The sequence below is a fragment of the Zarconia navalis LEGE 11467 genome, from assembly GCF_015207075.1.
Taxonomy (GTDB): domain Bacteria; phylum Cyanobacteriota; class Cyanobacteriia; order Cyanobacteriales; family Geitlerinemataceae; genus Zarconia; species Zarconia navalis.
In genome coordinates, this window is the sequence record NZ_JADEXN010000054.1 from 1 (window position 1) to 14,634 (window position 14,634).

Annotated in this window: 13 protein-coding genes and 1 pseudogene; 7 read left to right on the forward strand and 7 right to left on the reverse strand. The window is 49.8% G+C overall.

All coding sequences use genetic code 11. The features are described from left to right. Together IQ235_RS04680 and IQ235_RS04685 are read left to right on the forward strand one after the other, a co-directional pair. Positions 1-581, forward strand: a pseudogene (locus IQ235_RS04680) (hypothetical protein); the annotation flags it as partial. Positions 582-739: 158 nt separating this feature from the next. After that, a complete protein-coding gene (locus tag IQ235_RS04685) occupies positions 740-1,105 on the forward strand; it encodes a response regulator transcription factor (protein WP_264320336.1) in 366 nt (121 codons plus the stop codon). 23 nt (positions 1,106-1,128) lie between these two features. On the opposite strand, the gene IQ235_RS04690 is transcribed toward IQ235_RS04685, so the two are convergent. Next, positions 1,129-2,184, reverse strand: a complete 1,056-nt coding sequence (locus tag IQ235_RS04690; RefSeq protein WP_264320337.1) for a 3-deoxy-7-phosphoheptulonate synthase — start codon at positions 2,182-2,184, stop codon at positions 1,129-1,131. 429 nt (positions 2,185-2,613) lie between these two features. On the opposite strand from IQ235_RS04690, the gene thrC reads away from it, so the two are divergent. Both thrC and IQ235_RS04700 read left to right on the forward strand, forming a co-directional pair. Beyond that, the gene (gene thrC, locus IQ235_RS04695; protein ID WP_264320338.1) at positions 2,614-3,921 is read left to right on the forward strand and encodes a threonine synthase; all 1,308 of its coding nucleotides are present in this window, start codon (positions 2,614-2,616) and stop codon (positions 3,919-3,921) included. A gap of 279 nt (positions 3,922-4,200) precedes the next feature. Further along, a complete protein-coding gene (locus IQ235_RS04700) occupies positions 4,201-4,476 on the forward strand; it encodes a MoaD/ThiS family protein (RefSeq protein WP_264320339.1) in 276 nt (91 codons plus the stop codon). A gap of 140 nt (positions 4,477-4,616) precedes the next feature. Here the strand turns inward: IQ235_RS04700 and IQ235_RS04705 are convergent, their stop codons facing one another. Continuing rightward, on the reverse strand, positions 4,617-5,825 hold the full coding sequence (locus IQ235_RS04705; RefSeq protein WP_264320340.1) for a hypothetical protein: 1,209 nt from the start codon (positions 5,823-5,825) through the stop codon (positions 4,617-4,619). 264 nt (positions 5,826-6,089) lie between these two features. On the opposite strand from IQ235_RS04705, the gene IQ235_RS04710 reads away from it, so the two are divergent. After that, positions 6,090-6,809, forward strand: a complete 720-nt coding sequence (locus IQ235_RS04710) for a PHP domain-containing protein (RefSeq protein ID WP_264320341.1) — start codon at positions 6,090-6,092, stop codon at positions 6,807-6,809. A gap of 811 nt (positions 6,810-7,620) precedes the next feature. On the opposite strand, the gene IQ235_RS04715 is transcribed toward IQ235_RS04710, so the two are convergent. The 3 genes from IQ235_RS04715 to IQ235_RS04725 form a co-directional block, all read right to left on the reverse strand. Then, positions 7,621-8,109 (reverse strand): nuclear transport factor 2 family protein, encoded by a 489-nt coding sequence (locus IQ235_RS04715; RefSeq protein ID WP_264320342.1) that lies wholly within the window; start codon positions 8,107-8,109, stop codon positions 7,621-7,623. 50 nt (positions 8,110-8,159) lie between these two features. Continuing rightward, on the reverse strand, positions 8,160-9,068 hold the full coding sequence (locus IQ235_RS04720; protein ID WP_264320343.1) for an NAD-dependent epimerase/dehydratase family protein: 909 nt from the start codon (positions 9,066-9,068) through the stop codon (positions 8,160-8,162). 142 nt (positions 9,069-9,210) lie between these two features. Further along, entirely contained in the window at positions 9,211-10,110 is a 900-nt protein-coding gene (locus IQ235_RS04725) for a helix-turn-helix transcriptional regulator (protein ID WP_264320344.1), read from the reverse strand. A 190-nt stretch (positions 10,111-10,300) separates the two neighbouring features. Between IQ235_RS04725 and IQ235_RS04730 the strand changes: the two genes are divergently transcribed. Continuing rightward, positions 10,301-11,215, forward strand: coding sequence for a BtuF-related (seleno)protein (locus IQ235_RS04730; RefSeq protein ID WP_264320345.1), 915 nt, complete (start codon positions 10,301-10,303; stop codon positions 11,213-11,215). 126 nt (positions 11,216-11,341) lie between these two features. Further along, positions 11,342-11,704, forward strand: coding sequence for a DOPA 4,5-dioxygenase family protein (locus tag IQ235_RS04735; protein WP_264320346.1), 363 nt, complete (start codon positions 11,342-11,344; stop codon positions 11,702-11,704). A gap of 10 nt (positions 11,705-11,714) precedes the next feature. Here the strand turns inward: IQ235_RS04735 and IQ235_RS04740 are convergent, their stop codons facing one another. Both IQ235_RS04740 and IQ235_RS04745 read right to left on the reverse strand, forming a co-directional pair. Continuing rightward, positions 11,715-12,434, reverse strand: coding sequence for a cyanoexosortase A system-associated protein (locus tag IQ235_RS04740; RefSeq protein ID WP_264320347.1), 720 nt, complete (start codon positions 12,432-12,434; stop codon positions 11,715-11,717). Then, on the reverse strand, positions 12,427-14,634 hold a 2,208-nt coding region (locus IQ235_RS04745; RefSeq protein ID WP_264320348.1), incomplete at its 5' end, for an AMP-binding protein. The genes IQ235_RS04745 and IQ235_RS04740, both read right to left, overlap by 8 nt.

Consider the following 14,634-nt stretch of genomic DNA (forward strand, 5'->3'; position numbering starts at 1 on the left):
CTCCTATCTCTCCCACCCCTAGCACTCCGGAAAACCCCACCAACTCTCCCACTCCACCGATACAGCAACCGACCCCCATCTCTCCAACTCCGGATAATACTTCAGAACAGATACCATCCCCACAACCGAGCAATCCTTCACCGCAACAGACACCAACAACAGGAGACAGCGAAACCCCAACCGATAATTCTGCTGGTGATACTTCTGAACCAACCACGGGCAATAGCGTTCGCGTGACGCTCGCGAGTGTTATGGGAGCTAGTGCTTATGAAGGGAGTTGTGCGTATTCGGCTAATGGTAATTTCACAATCTGCCCGACAACTTCGATTGTCTCTCCTTCTCCCGACGGACAATGTAACGGTCAGTTTTCGATCGAGGCACTCATCGATGACAGCGCCTCCTCTCAGGGAAAGATTCTCGAATTCAATAGGGTGCGCGGTGCGAATGGTGAAAATGCTCCGGTATCTTGCTCGATTTGGATCGAAAATCTCATCCGAGACTGGAGATTTCAACCGGATGAAAATTCTGAGTATTTTACTGACGCTCTGATTGACATCTCGATCGCGATCGACGTACCTTAAAAATCGATATATTTCTTAACCCCATCAATTCAGAAGACTTGCACCGGTCGGGTTTCGCGGTCTAGTTTATAATCAGAAATATATGGTAACGATAGTGGGAAAACATTTTGTTTTTTCTCACGTTGTTTAATAAAGCTTTCGCCCATCAAGTAAACATAATGAGTACGATTTTAGTCGTCGAAGACAGTACCGCTCAAAGAATGATGATTGCCAATCTCCTCAAACATAATGGAATGGAAGTCATTGAGGCGAAAGGAGGGACTGAAGCACTCCAAAATATCCAAGCTCGATGTCCCGATCTCGTAATCCTCGATATTATTATGCCCAATCCCAATGGCTACGATGTTTGTCGAAAAATTAAAGGGAACGCGACAACTCAACACGTCCCTATTGTTATGTGTTCGTGCAAGAGCGAAGAGTTCGATCGTTATTGGGGAATGAAAATGGGAGCAGATGCTTACATTGCCAAACCATTTCATCCCGACGAACTTCTAAATGCCGTCCAGCAGCTTTTGCCGAGTTAACCCTTTTTAGGGCTAACTCGGGGTTAACTATTTTGGCTTAAAGTGGCATGAGCAGAAAGAATTACTTCTTCTGTTTCTTCCCAACTCATACATTTGTCGGTTACAGAAACTCCATACTGCAAATCTTCTAAATTCGCTGGTATCTTTTGGTTGCCTTCTAATAAATTAGACTCCAACATCATCCCGACAATGGAAGAGTTCCCTCGATCGATTTGCCCGATAATATTTTTTAAAACATCACCTTGACGTTTGTGGTCTTTGTTTGAGTTGCCGTGAGAGCAATCGATCGCAATTTTCGTCGGTAGGTTCGATTCTTGGAGTAGTTCTTCAACGGCTCGAACGTTGGCAGCCTCAAAGTTCGCTTTGCCCCCACCTCCCCTTAGAATGACGTGGGCGTAGCGATTTCCTTTGGTCGTGAAGACACTAACTTTCCCCTGGCGATCGATACCCAAAAAGTTGTGGGGTTTTTGGGCTGCTTGTACGGCATTAATCGCCACTTCAATACTTCCGTTGGTACCGTTTTTTAACCCGACGGGCATCGATAACCCACTCGCCATTTCCCGATGAGTTTGAGATTCGATGGTACGCGCCCCAATCGCCGACCAAGAAATCAGTTCGCTAATATATTGCGGTACGATCGGATCGAGGGCTTCGGTGGCGGCAGGCAATCCCAATTCGGCAATTTCGAGCAGCAGTTGGCGCGCCAGTAACAATCCTTTTTCGATCTCGAAGGAATCATCCATATTCGGATCGTTAATTAAGCCTTTCCAACCGACAGTCGTGCGGGGTTTTTCAAAATATGCCCGCATAATTAGCAACAGCCGATCTCCAACGCGATCGCTCAGACCTTTGAGTTTCTGGGCGTATTCTTTTGCTGCCTCGAGATCGTGAATCGAACAAGGCCCGACAACGATAAATTTACGAGAATCGAGTACGTCGAGAATATTCGCGATTTGCTGGCGCGATCGCAGTACCGTTTGTGCGGCGACTTCCGTTAGCGGTAATTTTGCTTTAATCTCCTCTGGGGCGATCAAAACTTGCGATCGGGCAATGTGGGTGTCAAGGAGTTTCTGGTGCATGGGGGATGGCAGTGCGTCAACAAGAGGTCTTGCTTGGGAGGCGAATTCGTACCACTTTGACTTGAAAAACAAACGAATCCACTTTTAACTCGCTCTTGTGGAAAATGCGAGCCTAAACATTCTATAGCAATCTATAGCAATGCGAGCCTACAGACTAACAAACTTCATCGATCGAGAATTTTGTCAACTCTAGACTTCACTCATCTTTGGATTTCCTAGTCCTGTTTCTCTTGGCGAGGTGCCTATCGCTCGATCGAGCCTATTTTTAGGTCGATAAAAATACCAATCCTCACAAGTCATGCTAGGCAAGCATTTAACTTAATCCCGACTATATTGGTCGGGATTGTTTGTCCTGGCTCGCGACCCATGCTACGATGATTTGCCATATTGACTGACACGCAAAAACTGATAAAGCAAAGTAGTAATCCCATGACCCAAGCCATCGACGCAACGACTCACCACCACACTCACGCAACCTTCGATAAGCTCAAGTGCAAAGAGTGCGGTACCGAATACGAACTGCAAGCCAAGCATGTTTGCGAGATGTGCTTCGGTCCGGTGGAAGTCACCTACGACTACGATGCCTTGCGTCAGCGTGTCAGCCGGGAAACAATCGAAGCCGGCCCCAACTCCATTTGGCGCTATCGTCCGTTTTTGCCCGTCCAAACCGACAATCCCATTGACGTAGGAACGGGAATGACCCCACTGGTGAACGCTCGTCGCCTCGCCCGCCAGTTGGGACTCAAGAAGCTTTACATCAAAAACGATGCCGTCAATATGCCCACCCTCAGCTTCAAAGATCGGGTGGTGTCGGTAGCCCTAACCCGCGCTAGAGAATTGGGCTTCTCGACGGTTTCCTGTGCGAGTACGGGAAATTTGGCAAACTCCACCGCCGCGATCGCCGCCCATGCCGGGTTAGACTGTTGCGTGTTCATTCCTGCCGACTTGGAAGCAGGGAAAGTCCTGGGAACGCTGATTTACAATCCCACGGTGATGGCCGTTAAAGGCAACTACGACCAAGTCAACCGCCTATGTTCGGAAGTCGCCAACACCCACGGCTGGGGCTTCGTCAACATCAACCTGCGCCCGTACTACTCCGAAGGCTCGAAAACCCTAGGATTTGAGGTTGCCGAACAACTCGGCTGGCAACTTCCCGACCATATCGTCGCACCGTTGGCTTCGGGATCTCTGTTTACCAAAATTCATAAAGGCTTCCAAGAATTTATTAAAGTGGGGCTAGTGGACGATAAATCCGTTCGCTTCAGCGGCGCGCAAGCCGAAGGTTGCTCCCCCATCGCGAGTGCCTTCCGAGAGGGACGGGACTTCATCACCCCCGTCAAGCCCAACACGATCGCCAAGTCGATCGCCATCGGCAACCCCGCAGACGGCGTTTACGCCTTAGATGTGGCTCGCAAAACCAACGGTAACATCGAGTCCGTTAACGATGCGGAAATTATTGACGGTATCAAGCTGCTGGCTGAAACGGAAGGCATCTTCACCGAAACTGCTGGGGGAACCACCATCGCCGTCCTCAAAAAACTCGTAGAAGCGGGTAAAATCGATCCGGACGAGACGACGGTCGCCTACATCACCGGAAACGGTCTCAAGACTCAAGAAGCCGTCCAAGGTTATATCGGCGAACCCCTGACCATCGAACCGAAACTCGATGCCTTCGAGCGGGCTCTGGAGCGCTCTCACACCCTCGGTCGGTTGGAATGGCAGCAAGTTTTGGTTTAAGTTGCGGCGAGTTGTAAATTGCCAATTTACAAAATTGGCAATTGGAGAGAGAAAGAAGCGCGTTAGCCTAGTATTAAAAGCACGACGGCATTTGGACAGGTCTCGTTCGAGACCTGCGAGAATTGTTGAGTCAATGCTTCATGCTTCTGGTTAACCTCTTCTTATCTCACTCCCAGACCGTTACGATCGCGTTCAGAGCCGGCTTTGGAAAGTTCGATCGATTTGTACTTTCGTGCGCGATCGCGCTCCGTCCCCAGTAGAAACGATAGAAAATAAGCGATGTCCGTTAAAGTATTAATTCCAACTCCCCTCCAAAATTTAACCAATAACCAAGCGACGGTGGAATGCGATGCGACGAGCGTTGAAGAACTCATCGACGCTCTCGAAACAAGCTGTCCGGGTATTAAAGCACGAGTGTGCGACGATAGCGGAAAGCCCCGTCGGTTCTTGAACTTCTATGTCAACAGCGAGGATATTCGCTTCCTCGACGGTACCCAAACCCCCCTCGCCGATGGAGACGAAGTGAGTATCGTGCCTGCAGTTGCCGGTGGCTGAAACCCCGCTTCACCAGTCATAAGTTTTAAGAGATCGGTCATCAGTTAGACCTGAGCCGAACAAGGGATTTGATGATTTGGAACGAGCGGTTTAAAAATGCGTTGCCCGAGGGTGACGCATTCTCTTTCTCGGGGGTTGCATTAGATGCGAGACTCTTTACCCTTGCGGAAATTACCCCGTTTCGCCAGTTTATCGGCAAGTTCTTCCCCTTGAGAGAAATGGGCGATCGCCGTGACGATCGACAAACCAAAGTAAAAAATTCGCACGCCCCAAATACTGATCGAAAAGAGACGCGACAGGTTTTCAGGTTCGATCTCAACAACGCGATTGATGCGTGCCACCGTCCTTTCTTCTAGGGCTTTGACTTCTTTCATTTCCGATGCATCGACGGGCAAAATCGGATACCGAGCGGTATAGAAGTAAAATCCTGGAAAGCCTCCTCTCCCCACTTGGCTGCTGAGGTAAGTATCGGTGGTTTCGATGGCGATTTCGTGGGTAATTTGCTCGTTGGCAGCAAAATCTCTCACCCAGTCTTCATAGCGAACAAAACTGCCCAGGACAAAAATCACCGGCAGTGCCACGATCAACAATGCCGCACTCATGCGGTGTCCGAACGCTTTGGGCACTAGTGCCGTTGCAATTCCCAATCCAGTGCCAAAAACGGCAAATACCAGAACGTTGAACAGTTCGGCAACTTCGAGTCCTCGAAACATGTCACCGGCGATCGGGAGTTGGTAGAGAGCATTTTCCGACAACAGTGCCGTAAATACTTTAATCGGTACGGCAAGGCCAAAGGTCACTGCCACGCAAACGATATACAAAAGTGCCCCAATCGTCGTTTTCATCCACCTCAGAACGGGATGGAGGGGCTTTGATGTTTTCCGTTTCCCGGAAGTTGCTTTCTTGCGGGCAGGGGAAGTGGTTTCTCTATTCAAGCCCCGATCGGGTGTGAGGGTTGGGGTAACCGGTGGGGGTGTCGGTGGCGATGATGGTAGTGGTGCGGGCAGGGAGTTGAGCAGCGGAATTTGTCCGACGAAGGGGTTGCTTGTGGTGGCATCCTCTAGCATCAATGTTTCTTGCCATGCCCGGCGGCTTCTGTCCGTACCGTACCCTTCGACGATCGCTCGATCGAGTGACTCGATGCCGAGTTTGTCGAGACCTTTACGGACAAAGTGAATCATAAATGCCCGATCGGGAGGTTTCGGTGCAGTAGCGACGACGCTCAGACAAGCATCGGCGATATCGACGACTACGGTAATTTGTTTCGATCGCAGGGAATAGTTCATCAAGGCGGCGATCGCCTTGGGGTTGCCCTGTTTTGCGAGGGTGAGAATCTCTGATTGGGCCATGGGGCTATCTCTGCACAAATGACTCTCGTCATGCTACACCTTCGATCGCGATTTACCAATATTTTTCGCCTGAATAAAATTTAGAGTGGGTCGGATGTCACAATCGAATTCACCATTGAAAATAGCATGACCACACCCCTAGAATCCCTCCTTTGGGAATCTTCCATCGCCTCGATCGTTTCTCAGAAATGATGGCTCGATTTCAAATTCATTTGGCAACAGTTCGTTATATTAGGACTAAGCCCAACAGGTCTAACAACACTTATGTTTCTCAACCTCGCTCCCCCTTGTGCATCAGTACGCGACCGCGATCGCAAGACACTGATGCAAGTCTTTCAAACCATTGGTGCCGAAAGTTGTCCTCGCGAGTACAACTTTCACATGCACACGATTTACTCCGACGGTCGCTTGGAACCAGAAGCTTTGATACAGCAGGCAACGGATATCGGTTTGAAGGGTTTAGCCATTACCGATCACCACAGCGTCGGAGGCTACCGAGCGGCACAGTGTTGGTTAGAAGAACGGCGCTCCTCCAGTGGAGGGGATGCTAGTGGCGATAGCGTTCCGCTTCCAACCCTATGGACGGGAGTGGAAATCAATGCCGCACTGCTTGATGTTGAAGTTCATATTCTCGGCTACGGATTCGATCCCGACGCTCCTGCCATTGAGGGTTATTTGCACGGACATCCAGTAACGGGAAAACCCTATCTCGCCGGTGAGGCGATCGCGGCGATCCACAATGCTGGTGGGTTGGCGGTTCTGGCGCATCCCTCTCGCTATCGGCGATCGCCCCAGGAACTGATTCCAGAGGCAGCTCGTTTGGGCATTGATGGCTCGGAAGCTTACTATGCTTACAATAATCCCGATCCTTGGCAACCGAGTGCCGAAGAAACCGAACGGGTTCGGAAATTAAACTATCTCCATAACTTATTCGATACCTGCGGAACGGATACCCACGGTTTAAATCTCTTGAAACGTATTTAATTTAAACGATATGCGCGCCCGCTTGGGTTGAGGGTAAGGTGAGCGCTCTCGAGGGAAAGAGATATTAGCAGGAAGGAGAAAGAGATTCCTTTGCTATCTGCTCGTTCTGCCTCGCGTGGCGACGATATTCACAAAATTACCCTGTAGCAAGAGAAACATTTAGGGACACTGCAACAGGGTTTTTATTGTGTTTTGTATTGAATTTATTGTCGGTTGGTTTGAGGAATAAGCCTATGACTTTAGAGATGAAGTGAGGAATTTAGACTCCCGCCCCTGCGACCATAATGGCAAAGACTCCGGCGCTCATAACCACCAATAGCGCACCCATAATAATGGAGTCAACGAAAGATTTAGAACTTGTTGAAACTTTCATGATTTTGATACACTTTTTTTTATTATTACGACTTATACTATCAATCAGTATTTATAAATACAAATAAAAGAAACATTTATTAAAGATATCGACATAAAACTTTATGCTTCAGTGAATAGTTTTCTGAGAAATTGGATAGTCTGCCTTCTCTCGAGAAGGCTTTTTGGGCTGGAGACAATAAGCAAGCAATCAACGACTCAGGACTGTACCTAGAGAATATACAGCTCTCGCCCTCGAACGGATGGCGAGGGATCGGAACGGCTATTTTGGAGAGCATCTTATAGAGCAACGCCTCTAAACCTGTCCAATTGAAGACTTTTGCAGATCTCCCGGCGATGAGCCTCTACAAACGGCTCGGCTTTGAAGTCACGCAGCGCGATCGCGAGACCGTCCATATGTACATAGTCCGTTTGGAGAATCCGATCGACTCAATCTCGACTAAACGATCTCCGGTCGATCGCCGGTTATTTGCTTCGCGAGATCGAAAAGCAATTGATTGCCACCAGACCAAAGTACAGAAAATTTCCAGCGTTGGATTTTCCAATCGGAATTGATGCGAATTAGACCCGCAGTATAGTAACCCCCCATTTCAAATATCGGTTCTGAGCGATCGTTGGGTAAAAAGTGCTGCGCTCGAACGTGAGCCAAACAGGTGGCGCGATCCCCAGCCAGGTTGACTTGGTGATTGGCCATCATATGCTGAGTGGCTTGAAAACCTCCTAAGTCGTTGCGAGCGGTATTCACGATCTCGTCTGGATGGAGCGTACCGGCGACCTCGCCAATGGAGGAATAATCAAATTCAACCGCATCGGCAAATAAACTGCGAAACTTTTGCCAATCTCGCAAATCGATCGCCATTCCAAAACCATCGATTGTCTCTATTATCTTCAAACGGTCGGCGAGGGAATTGAGTAACGAGTCATTCATGGTTCGTGTATTCTCCTATGCATTCTCCCGATCGATTGCTCCTAGCACGCTCAAGACCGAGCGGCTTTCCATGCCATGTAATAAGTTTCAATCTCGTCAATGACTCCAGTGTGGTGTGGAACCCATCCCAACAAAGAACGAGCTTTTTGCGACGTAATAAACTCGTTTTGGTCGAACCAAGTACTCGTCACATCATCCTCTTGAGGTTCGGCAAACTGAATATCGCCGTTGTAGTTTGCAGCTTTCAAACAAGCCCGCATCACTTCTATACATTTGGGACGCTGCTCGTCGGCAATACAGAATACTTCTTTATCGATGGGAGCGGTACATTCAGCGACGTTTACATAAGCTCGTGCTAAATCGCTAATATGTACCCAAGACCAGCCTTTATCTCGATCGCCTCGATAAATCGCTTCGCCCCGTTCGCCCATCTCAAACCACATCCCAGTGATACTCGAGTGAGCGTCGAGACCGTACATAAAACCCGGACGCAAAACAACTTTACGGCATCGATCGATGGGTATGTCAAAGAGTTCCCGTTCTAAGTCCATCCGGAAAGCCAGAGCGTGGTCTGGGTTCGCCGGTGTGCTTTCATCCATCACGCGCTCGGGACGTTTGCCATAAATCGAGCAGCCCGTGGTATAGATAAACAGGCGGTTGCGCGGTGCAGCTTCTGCGACTTGCTTCAATGTTTCAAACAGCTTCCGATCGGACTCTTGCGGAGCCTGGAAATCCATCATCGCGTGGATCGACACGTCACAGCTTTCAAGATAATGACGGTAAGTTTCGGGGTTTGCGATATCGCCCGATACTAATTGGACTTCGTAGCGCTGTAGCTCCCTCGCGCGAGGTTTACTCTCGTCGCGCACTAGACCGTAAACTTGATGTCCAGCCTGACGAAGGGCGATCGCCGCATAAAATCCAGCGTAGCCCGTCGCACCTGTTACAAGTACCTTCATGTTTTGCCCTCAAAGCAATATTTTCTCGAAATTGGAAAACTCCAGAACTCACTATAGAAGGCTGACACGGCTTTTTCTATGAGAAATCTTGCTAAAACTTGTCAAATCTTGCACTGGGTCTTGAAATCTGCGGTTTTTCTGCCTAAATCTTCCGTCTGTAGGTCATCGGGCTGATACCTGTATGTTTGCGAAAGAAGTTGGAAAACTGTCCTTGGGAGGAAAACCCCAACCGATCGCTAATTTCTGCAATGGTGTGTTTGGATGTTTTAAGCTGTTGTTTCGCGATTTCGATCCGCTGTTGAATGACATACTGCCAAGGGGATTGCCCCGTTACTTGCTTAAATAATCGGCAAAGGTGATACTGACTGATGCCAGTCGCATCGGCAATCTCTGCTAGGGAGAGCTTTTGAGTCAGGCGATCGTTGATATATTCGATCGCCACGCGAACTTTCGCTCTATCTAAGCGATCGCCTTCTCGCTTCAGGAGGGAAGTGCGATCGCAGTAGTGCTGCAACAGGTGAGCTGCTAGGGCAGTGCTAAGGGTCTGGGCATAGAAGCGACTGCCGAGCGGATCGCTTTGCAAGACGTGTTTTAGAGATAGTCCGATTTGGTGAATGAAAGGATCGGGTTTGGCAAACTGCGCTCTAAGGAAGATCGCCTCAGAATCAACTGCATCGTAAGCCACTTGTTTGAGAAACTCAGGCTCGATACACAAAAAAATAAGTCCCTGCTCTCCCGCAGCATAGATCCAGTGAGGAGTGTAGGCTGGAACGATACACACATCGCCCGCAGCAATCTGCTCGCGCTGCAACTGGCCGTCTATCCGTCGCTCTGCGAGAATCTGCCCCTCGGTTTGAATGGCAACCACGTGCTGAGTTGGATAATGCTCTGGGGTTTCGTGAGCTGCATGGTAGTGGTACTCGAAATGCAGATGCTTCCAAGCAATCTCGCGACTCGAAAGAATCGCTCTTGGAGGTTCCAATACCTGTCTGAGGCTGGCTTCTTGCTTGAAGTCAACTGGGACTAACTCTGACTTATCCATGTTCGTTTCTTCTGAAGTTCGTGATGTCGGTGGTGGAAACGGTGGTAGAAACCCTGCTAGATTCCGACCGCTCCGATTTGGGAGTCCCGAGGGCGCGGCGTGCGGGGATGGGAAGATGGGAAAAACGGTAGAAAGTATAGCTCCCGTTGCCTCCGAAACTAGCCAACACCGTTCAATTTAAAATTACAGTATGAGAATTGTTTCCCTCTTACCCAGTGCCACGGAAATTGTCGATGTTTTGGGCTGTACCGATCGACTTGTGGGGCGATCGCACGAATGCGACTATCCCCCCCAAGTTCGGAAACTTCCCGTCTGCACCCAACCCAAGTTCGATCCGGTCGGAACCAGCGGCGAAATTCACGATCGCGTCACCGAGGTATTGCATTCGGCGTTGAGCGTCTATCGAGTGGAGACGCAGATGTTGCAGCAGTTGCAGCCAACCCATATTATTACCCAAGCCCAATGCGAAGTCTGTGCGGTGAGTTTGGCGGATGTGGAACGGGCGGTTGCCCAGTTGACGGGGTTTGAACCGGAGATTCTCTCGTTGCAACCGACGGTGTTGGATGAAGTGTGGCAAGATATTCGCCGAGTCGCCGATCGCCTAGGCGTTGATGGAGAAGGGACAGTTGCCTCGTTGCAATCTCGGGTGGCGGCGTGTCGCCAACAAGTCGAAACCGCCCCCCATCGTCCCCGTGTCGCCACCATCGAATGGGCAGAACCCTTGATGGCGGCGGGAAACTGGGTTCCGGAGTTAATCGAACTGGCGGGGGGAAAATCCCTATTTGGCGAGGTGGGCAAGCATTCCCCGTGGATGAAGTGGGAAGAACTGCGCGCCGCCGATCCCGATGTCATCATTTTTATGCCCTGCGGCTTCGATTTATCTCGCACTCGCCAGGATGCGGAACAGTTGGCGCAACATCCCCAATGGACGGAGTTACGCGCCGTGCGCGCGGGAAATATTTACCTGAGCGATGGCAACCAATATTTCAATCGTCCGGGGCCGAGATTAGTGGAGTCTTTGGAGATTTTAGCGGAGATTTTGCATCCGGATTTGTTTGAGTTCGGGCATCGGGGAAAGGGTTGGATGCGGTACGTTGGTAAGTAATTAATGATGTGTTGTAGGGCATCAAAAGACAGAACTCGATCGAAAGCTCAATGCTGCATCACTTGACAATTGAGACAAGAAGGTAATTTTTTCACTAAAGTTCAGAAAGTTCCTCCCAAATTGCCGATGACGAAACGACCCGTCAACAACTACGATCGCTACCACGCCCATGTCTATTTCGATGAAGTCTCTGTGGAGAGAGCTTCGTCGATTTGCCGCCAAGCTGGAGAACAGTTTGGAGTATTGGTGGGTCGAGTTCATCGAAAACTCGTTGGACCGCACCCTTGCTGGAGTTGCCAACTCGCCTTTGACAAAGTACAGTTCGATCGGTTAATTCCGTGGCTCGATGAAAATCGCGGAGATTTGACGGTTTTCGTCCATGCCCTGACCGGAAACGATTTTGAAGACCACACCGAATATGCGACTTGGCTTGGCGAACCCGTGCCTCTCAAGCTATCGGTTTTTAGCACTTCTGCGCGCGAAATATAGCGCGATGAGATTACAGCGGCGGAAAGTTGGCACTCCACCGCCCATACCACTCAAACCAAGCTTGTTCTAATATTTTTTGCGTGGCTTCTGGGTCGGATTCGGACAACGGCATCGACATCAATGTCCACAAGCAGCGATCGTCTCGCCATTTTTCCCGACGGAACAACCAAGCCGGAACCCTTCCCAATTGGGCATCGTAGATATCTTGGTTGTGTCGGTACTCTTCTCGGGTATAGGTACTGTTGCCTCTAGGGTTGATGCAAGCGCTTAAATAAGCCCGATCGCCATCGGCTAGCAAGGCGTAAGACCCCACTCCACTTTGATTGGCGAGGCGCAGGGATACTGGGGTGGTTGAGGATGCCAGAGAAGAGTGTTTGCGCAGGAATACATCGACTTCTCCTTTGGTATCAACCACATAACGAAGGTCTATATCTAGGGGGAGACGATCGCGCGTGTATTGATAGCGCATTCCGCCGAGTATCGTCGAACCATACTCATACTCATTATCCGATGTGGCAATTCCTTTGAGGCGCTCGCTTTGGCTCGATTCCCAGTTCGTTAAGGGAACCGAAGGTGGGAACTCTAGGGGTTTTCGTTGACCGAGTGCGGGATCGAATAGTATCCGCACGAACAAGAGACTCACTAGACCCAGCTCAAAAATTGCGATCGGCAGCCGAAGTTTTTTCCAAAGGGGATTGGAAGGGGTTGCGGAGGGTTTTAATTCATCCATTTTTGACAGTGTTGGCGTTCGATAAATCTACGGTTGCCCGGTCTAAGCAGGCATTTAGCCGATCGGTAAGCACCCGAACCTGCGGCTCTTCAAACATCAGATGATGGTAGCCGAAAATTTCATCGATCTTTACTTCATGAGGAGAAAAGCTTGAAAGGACGGGAGAATTTTTAAATCGCCATTCACTCGACAAATAAAGATGTATTTGACCGGGATAGGGCTGAGGACGATAATTTTTGAGAGCGCGAACAAAGGCCGATAAGATCGGCTCGTCTCTGACAGATTGGCTTGATTTTTGAAATAAAATACTTTTGTTTTTGTTGAATTTCTTTTTTAGTTCGGTTGAATATTCTTTGAACTTATCTTTGAACTTTTCTTTGATGTAATCTATCCCAAATTGCCTGAAATTATTCCAATATAGCTTGAAGCTGGAGGGTTGCGGCTGCCAAATTCCATCGATCGAAACTAACATTTTCACCTCCAAACCCCGTTCCCATAGTTGCCGAGCGATCTCGAAAGCGAATTTGACATCGGCACAGTAAGCACCTATAAAATACGGTCCGCTCGCTCGAACGGATTGTATTTGCTCGATCGCCCGTACGGCAAGATCTTCTAGCTTTAAGTTCGCCAGTTCCGTCTCGTGCAAACCCAGTCGAAAAATATTCACGCCGTAGAGGGGTCGCTCGACATCGAAGTAGCCACGCAATTGTTGAGCGTACCCGATGGAGTTGACAAAGAAAAACGGTGGCTTACTACCACTGACTTTTAGTGGAACGATACCAGAAGAGGCAACAGAGTCACGGTCGTCTGACAGGTCGCGCGCCAACTGTTCGATCGTTGAAGACTCAAACAGAGTTGCCACCCCCAGAGCTTTCCCGAAGACCTCCTCGATACGAGACATCGCTCGTACGGCACTCAAAGAAGTTCCCCCCAGCTCGAAAAAATCATCTTGGATACCAATATCGGATACCCCCAGCACCTCCCGCCAAATACAGACGAGTTTCGACTCCACCTCCGTTTGGGGCGTTTTTGCCACGGTCTCTCGCGTCGGCTTCCAGGGTTGACTGGCTAAGGTGCGACGATCTATTTTTCCATTCGGATTCAATGGCAGTGCCGACAGCCACAGGAATGCCGAGGGAACCATAACATCGGGCAGTTGTTGGGCGAGAAAATTGCGGAGTTGGGTCGTGGTGGGAATCTCTCCCGTATGAGAGACAACATATGCGACCAGATGGGTTTCCCCACATTTACTCTCTTGAGGAACCACCGCAGTTTGCCAGATGGCTGGGTGTTTTCCCAAAACTTCCTCAATTTCCCCCGGTTCGATGCGCACTCCGCGAATTTTTACCTGACGATCGATACGACCGAGGATTTCTAGAGTTCCGTCTGCTCCGTAGCAACCCCGATCTCCTGTATAGTAAACGCGATCTGCGGGGTCGTTGCGAAAGGGATTGGGGGCAAAGCGATATCGATCGTCTTCGGAAGGGTTGAGATAACCCAAGCTGCAAAACGGGGTGCGTAAGACAATTTCCCCCGGTTCTCCAACCTCGCAGAGTCGACGGTCTTCTGCCAAAATCAAAGTCTGGGTGTTGGGTAGAGAAAAGCCAATGGGTTGTATCCCCGGATTTGGCGAATCGGGAACTCGATAGTAGCATTTTGCTAAGGTTGTTTCCGTCGGACCGTAGAGATTGATAATTTCCCCAGCTTCGGGAAACCGCTCGCGCCACTGACCCACGAGACGATCGCTGAGGGGTTCGCCAGCAAAAAAAATTTTCCGTAACGATCGCAGCGTCACACCAGGGGAAACATCCCGCAGCCACGATCGCACCAAAGACGGAACGGTATGAATGAGGGTAATTTTCTCTCGTTCGAGCCAGGGGAGAATTTGCCGGGGGTCGAGTCGATTTTCGGTCGCGGGTAAATACAGGGTTGCCCCACTGGTGAGGGCTAAGAATACGTCCCGCAGCATCACATCAAAGGATAGAGCGCTCAGTTGAGCGCAGCGCTCTGGGGGGGTAATATTGAAGGTTTGTCGCTGCCAGTGGAGAAAGTGGGACAGTCCTTTGTGGCAACCCAACACGCCTTTGGGCGTTCCCGTACTGCCGGAGGTAAAGAAAATGTAGGCGGCAGCATCGGGTTCGGGGTCGCAAATGCGATCGCCCTTCTCAGAGAAAACGCAGACCGTTGAGTCGGGGGCTGC

Excerpts from the sequence above, each read along its gene's own strand:
- IQ235_RS04700 (WP_264320339.1), top strand. The coding sequence starts at position 4,201 with ATGTCCGTTAAAGTATTAATTCCAACTCCCCTCCAAAATTTAACCAAT.
- IQ235_RS04735 (WP_264320346.1), top strand. The coding sequence starts at position 11,342 with ATGACGAAACGACCCGTCAACAACTACGATCGCTACCACGCCCATGTC.
- IQ235_RS04705 (WP_264320340.1), bottom strand. The coding sequence starts at position 5,825 with ATGGCCCAATCAGAGATTCTCACCCTCGCAAAACAGGGCAACCCCAAG.
- IQ235_RS04725 (WP_264320344.1), bottom strand. The coding sequence starts at position 10,110 with ATGGATAAGTCAGAGTTAGTCCCAGTTGACTTCAAGCAAGAAGCCAGC.
- IQ235_RS04715 (WP_264320342.1), bottom strand. The coding sequence starts at position 8,109 with ATGAATGACTCGTTACTCAATTCCCTCGCCGACCGTTTGAAGATAATA.
- thrC (WP_264320338.1), top strand. The coding sequence starts at position 2,614 with ATGACCCAAGCCATCGACGCAACGACTCACCACCACACTCACGCAACC.
- IQ235_RS04710 (WP_264320341.1), top strand. The coding sequence starts at position 6,090 with ATGTTTCTCAACCTCGCTCCCCCTTGTGCATCAGTACGCGACCGCGAT.
- IQ235_RS04720 (WP_264320343.1), bottom strand. The coding sequence starts at position 9,068 with ATGAAGGTACTTGTAACAGGTGCGACGGGCTACGCTGGATTTTATGCG.
- IQ235_RS04730 (WP_264320345.1), top strand. The coding sequence starts at position 10,301 with ATGAGAATTGTTTCCCTCTTACCCAGTGCCACGGAAATTGTCGATGTT.
- IQ235_RS04685 (WP_264320336.1), top strand. The coding sequence starts at position 740 with ATGAGTACGATTTTAGTCGTCGAAGACAGTACCGCTCAAAGAATGATG.
- IQ235_RS04740 (WP_264320347.1), bottom strand. The coding sequence starts at position 12,434 with ATGGATGAATTAAAACCCTCCGCAACCCCTTCCAATCCCCTTTGGAAA.
- IQ235_RS04690 (WP_264320337.1), bottom strand. The coding sequence starts at position 2,184 with ATGCACCAGAAACTCCTTGACACCCACATTGCCCGATCGCAAGTTTTG.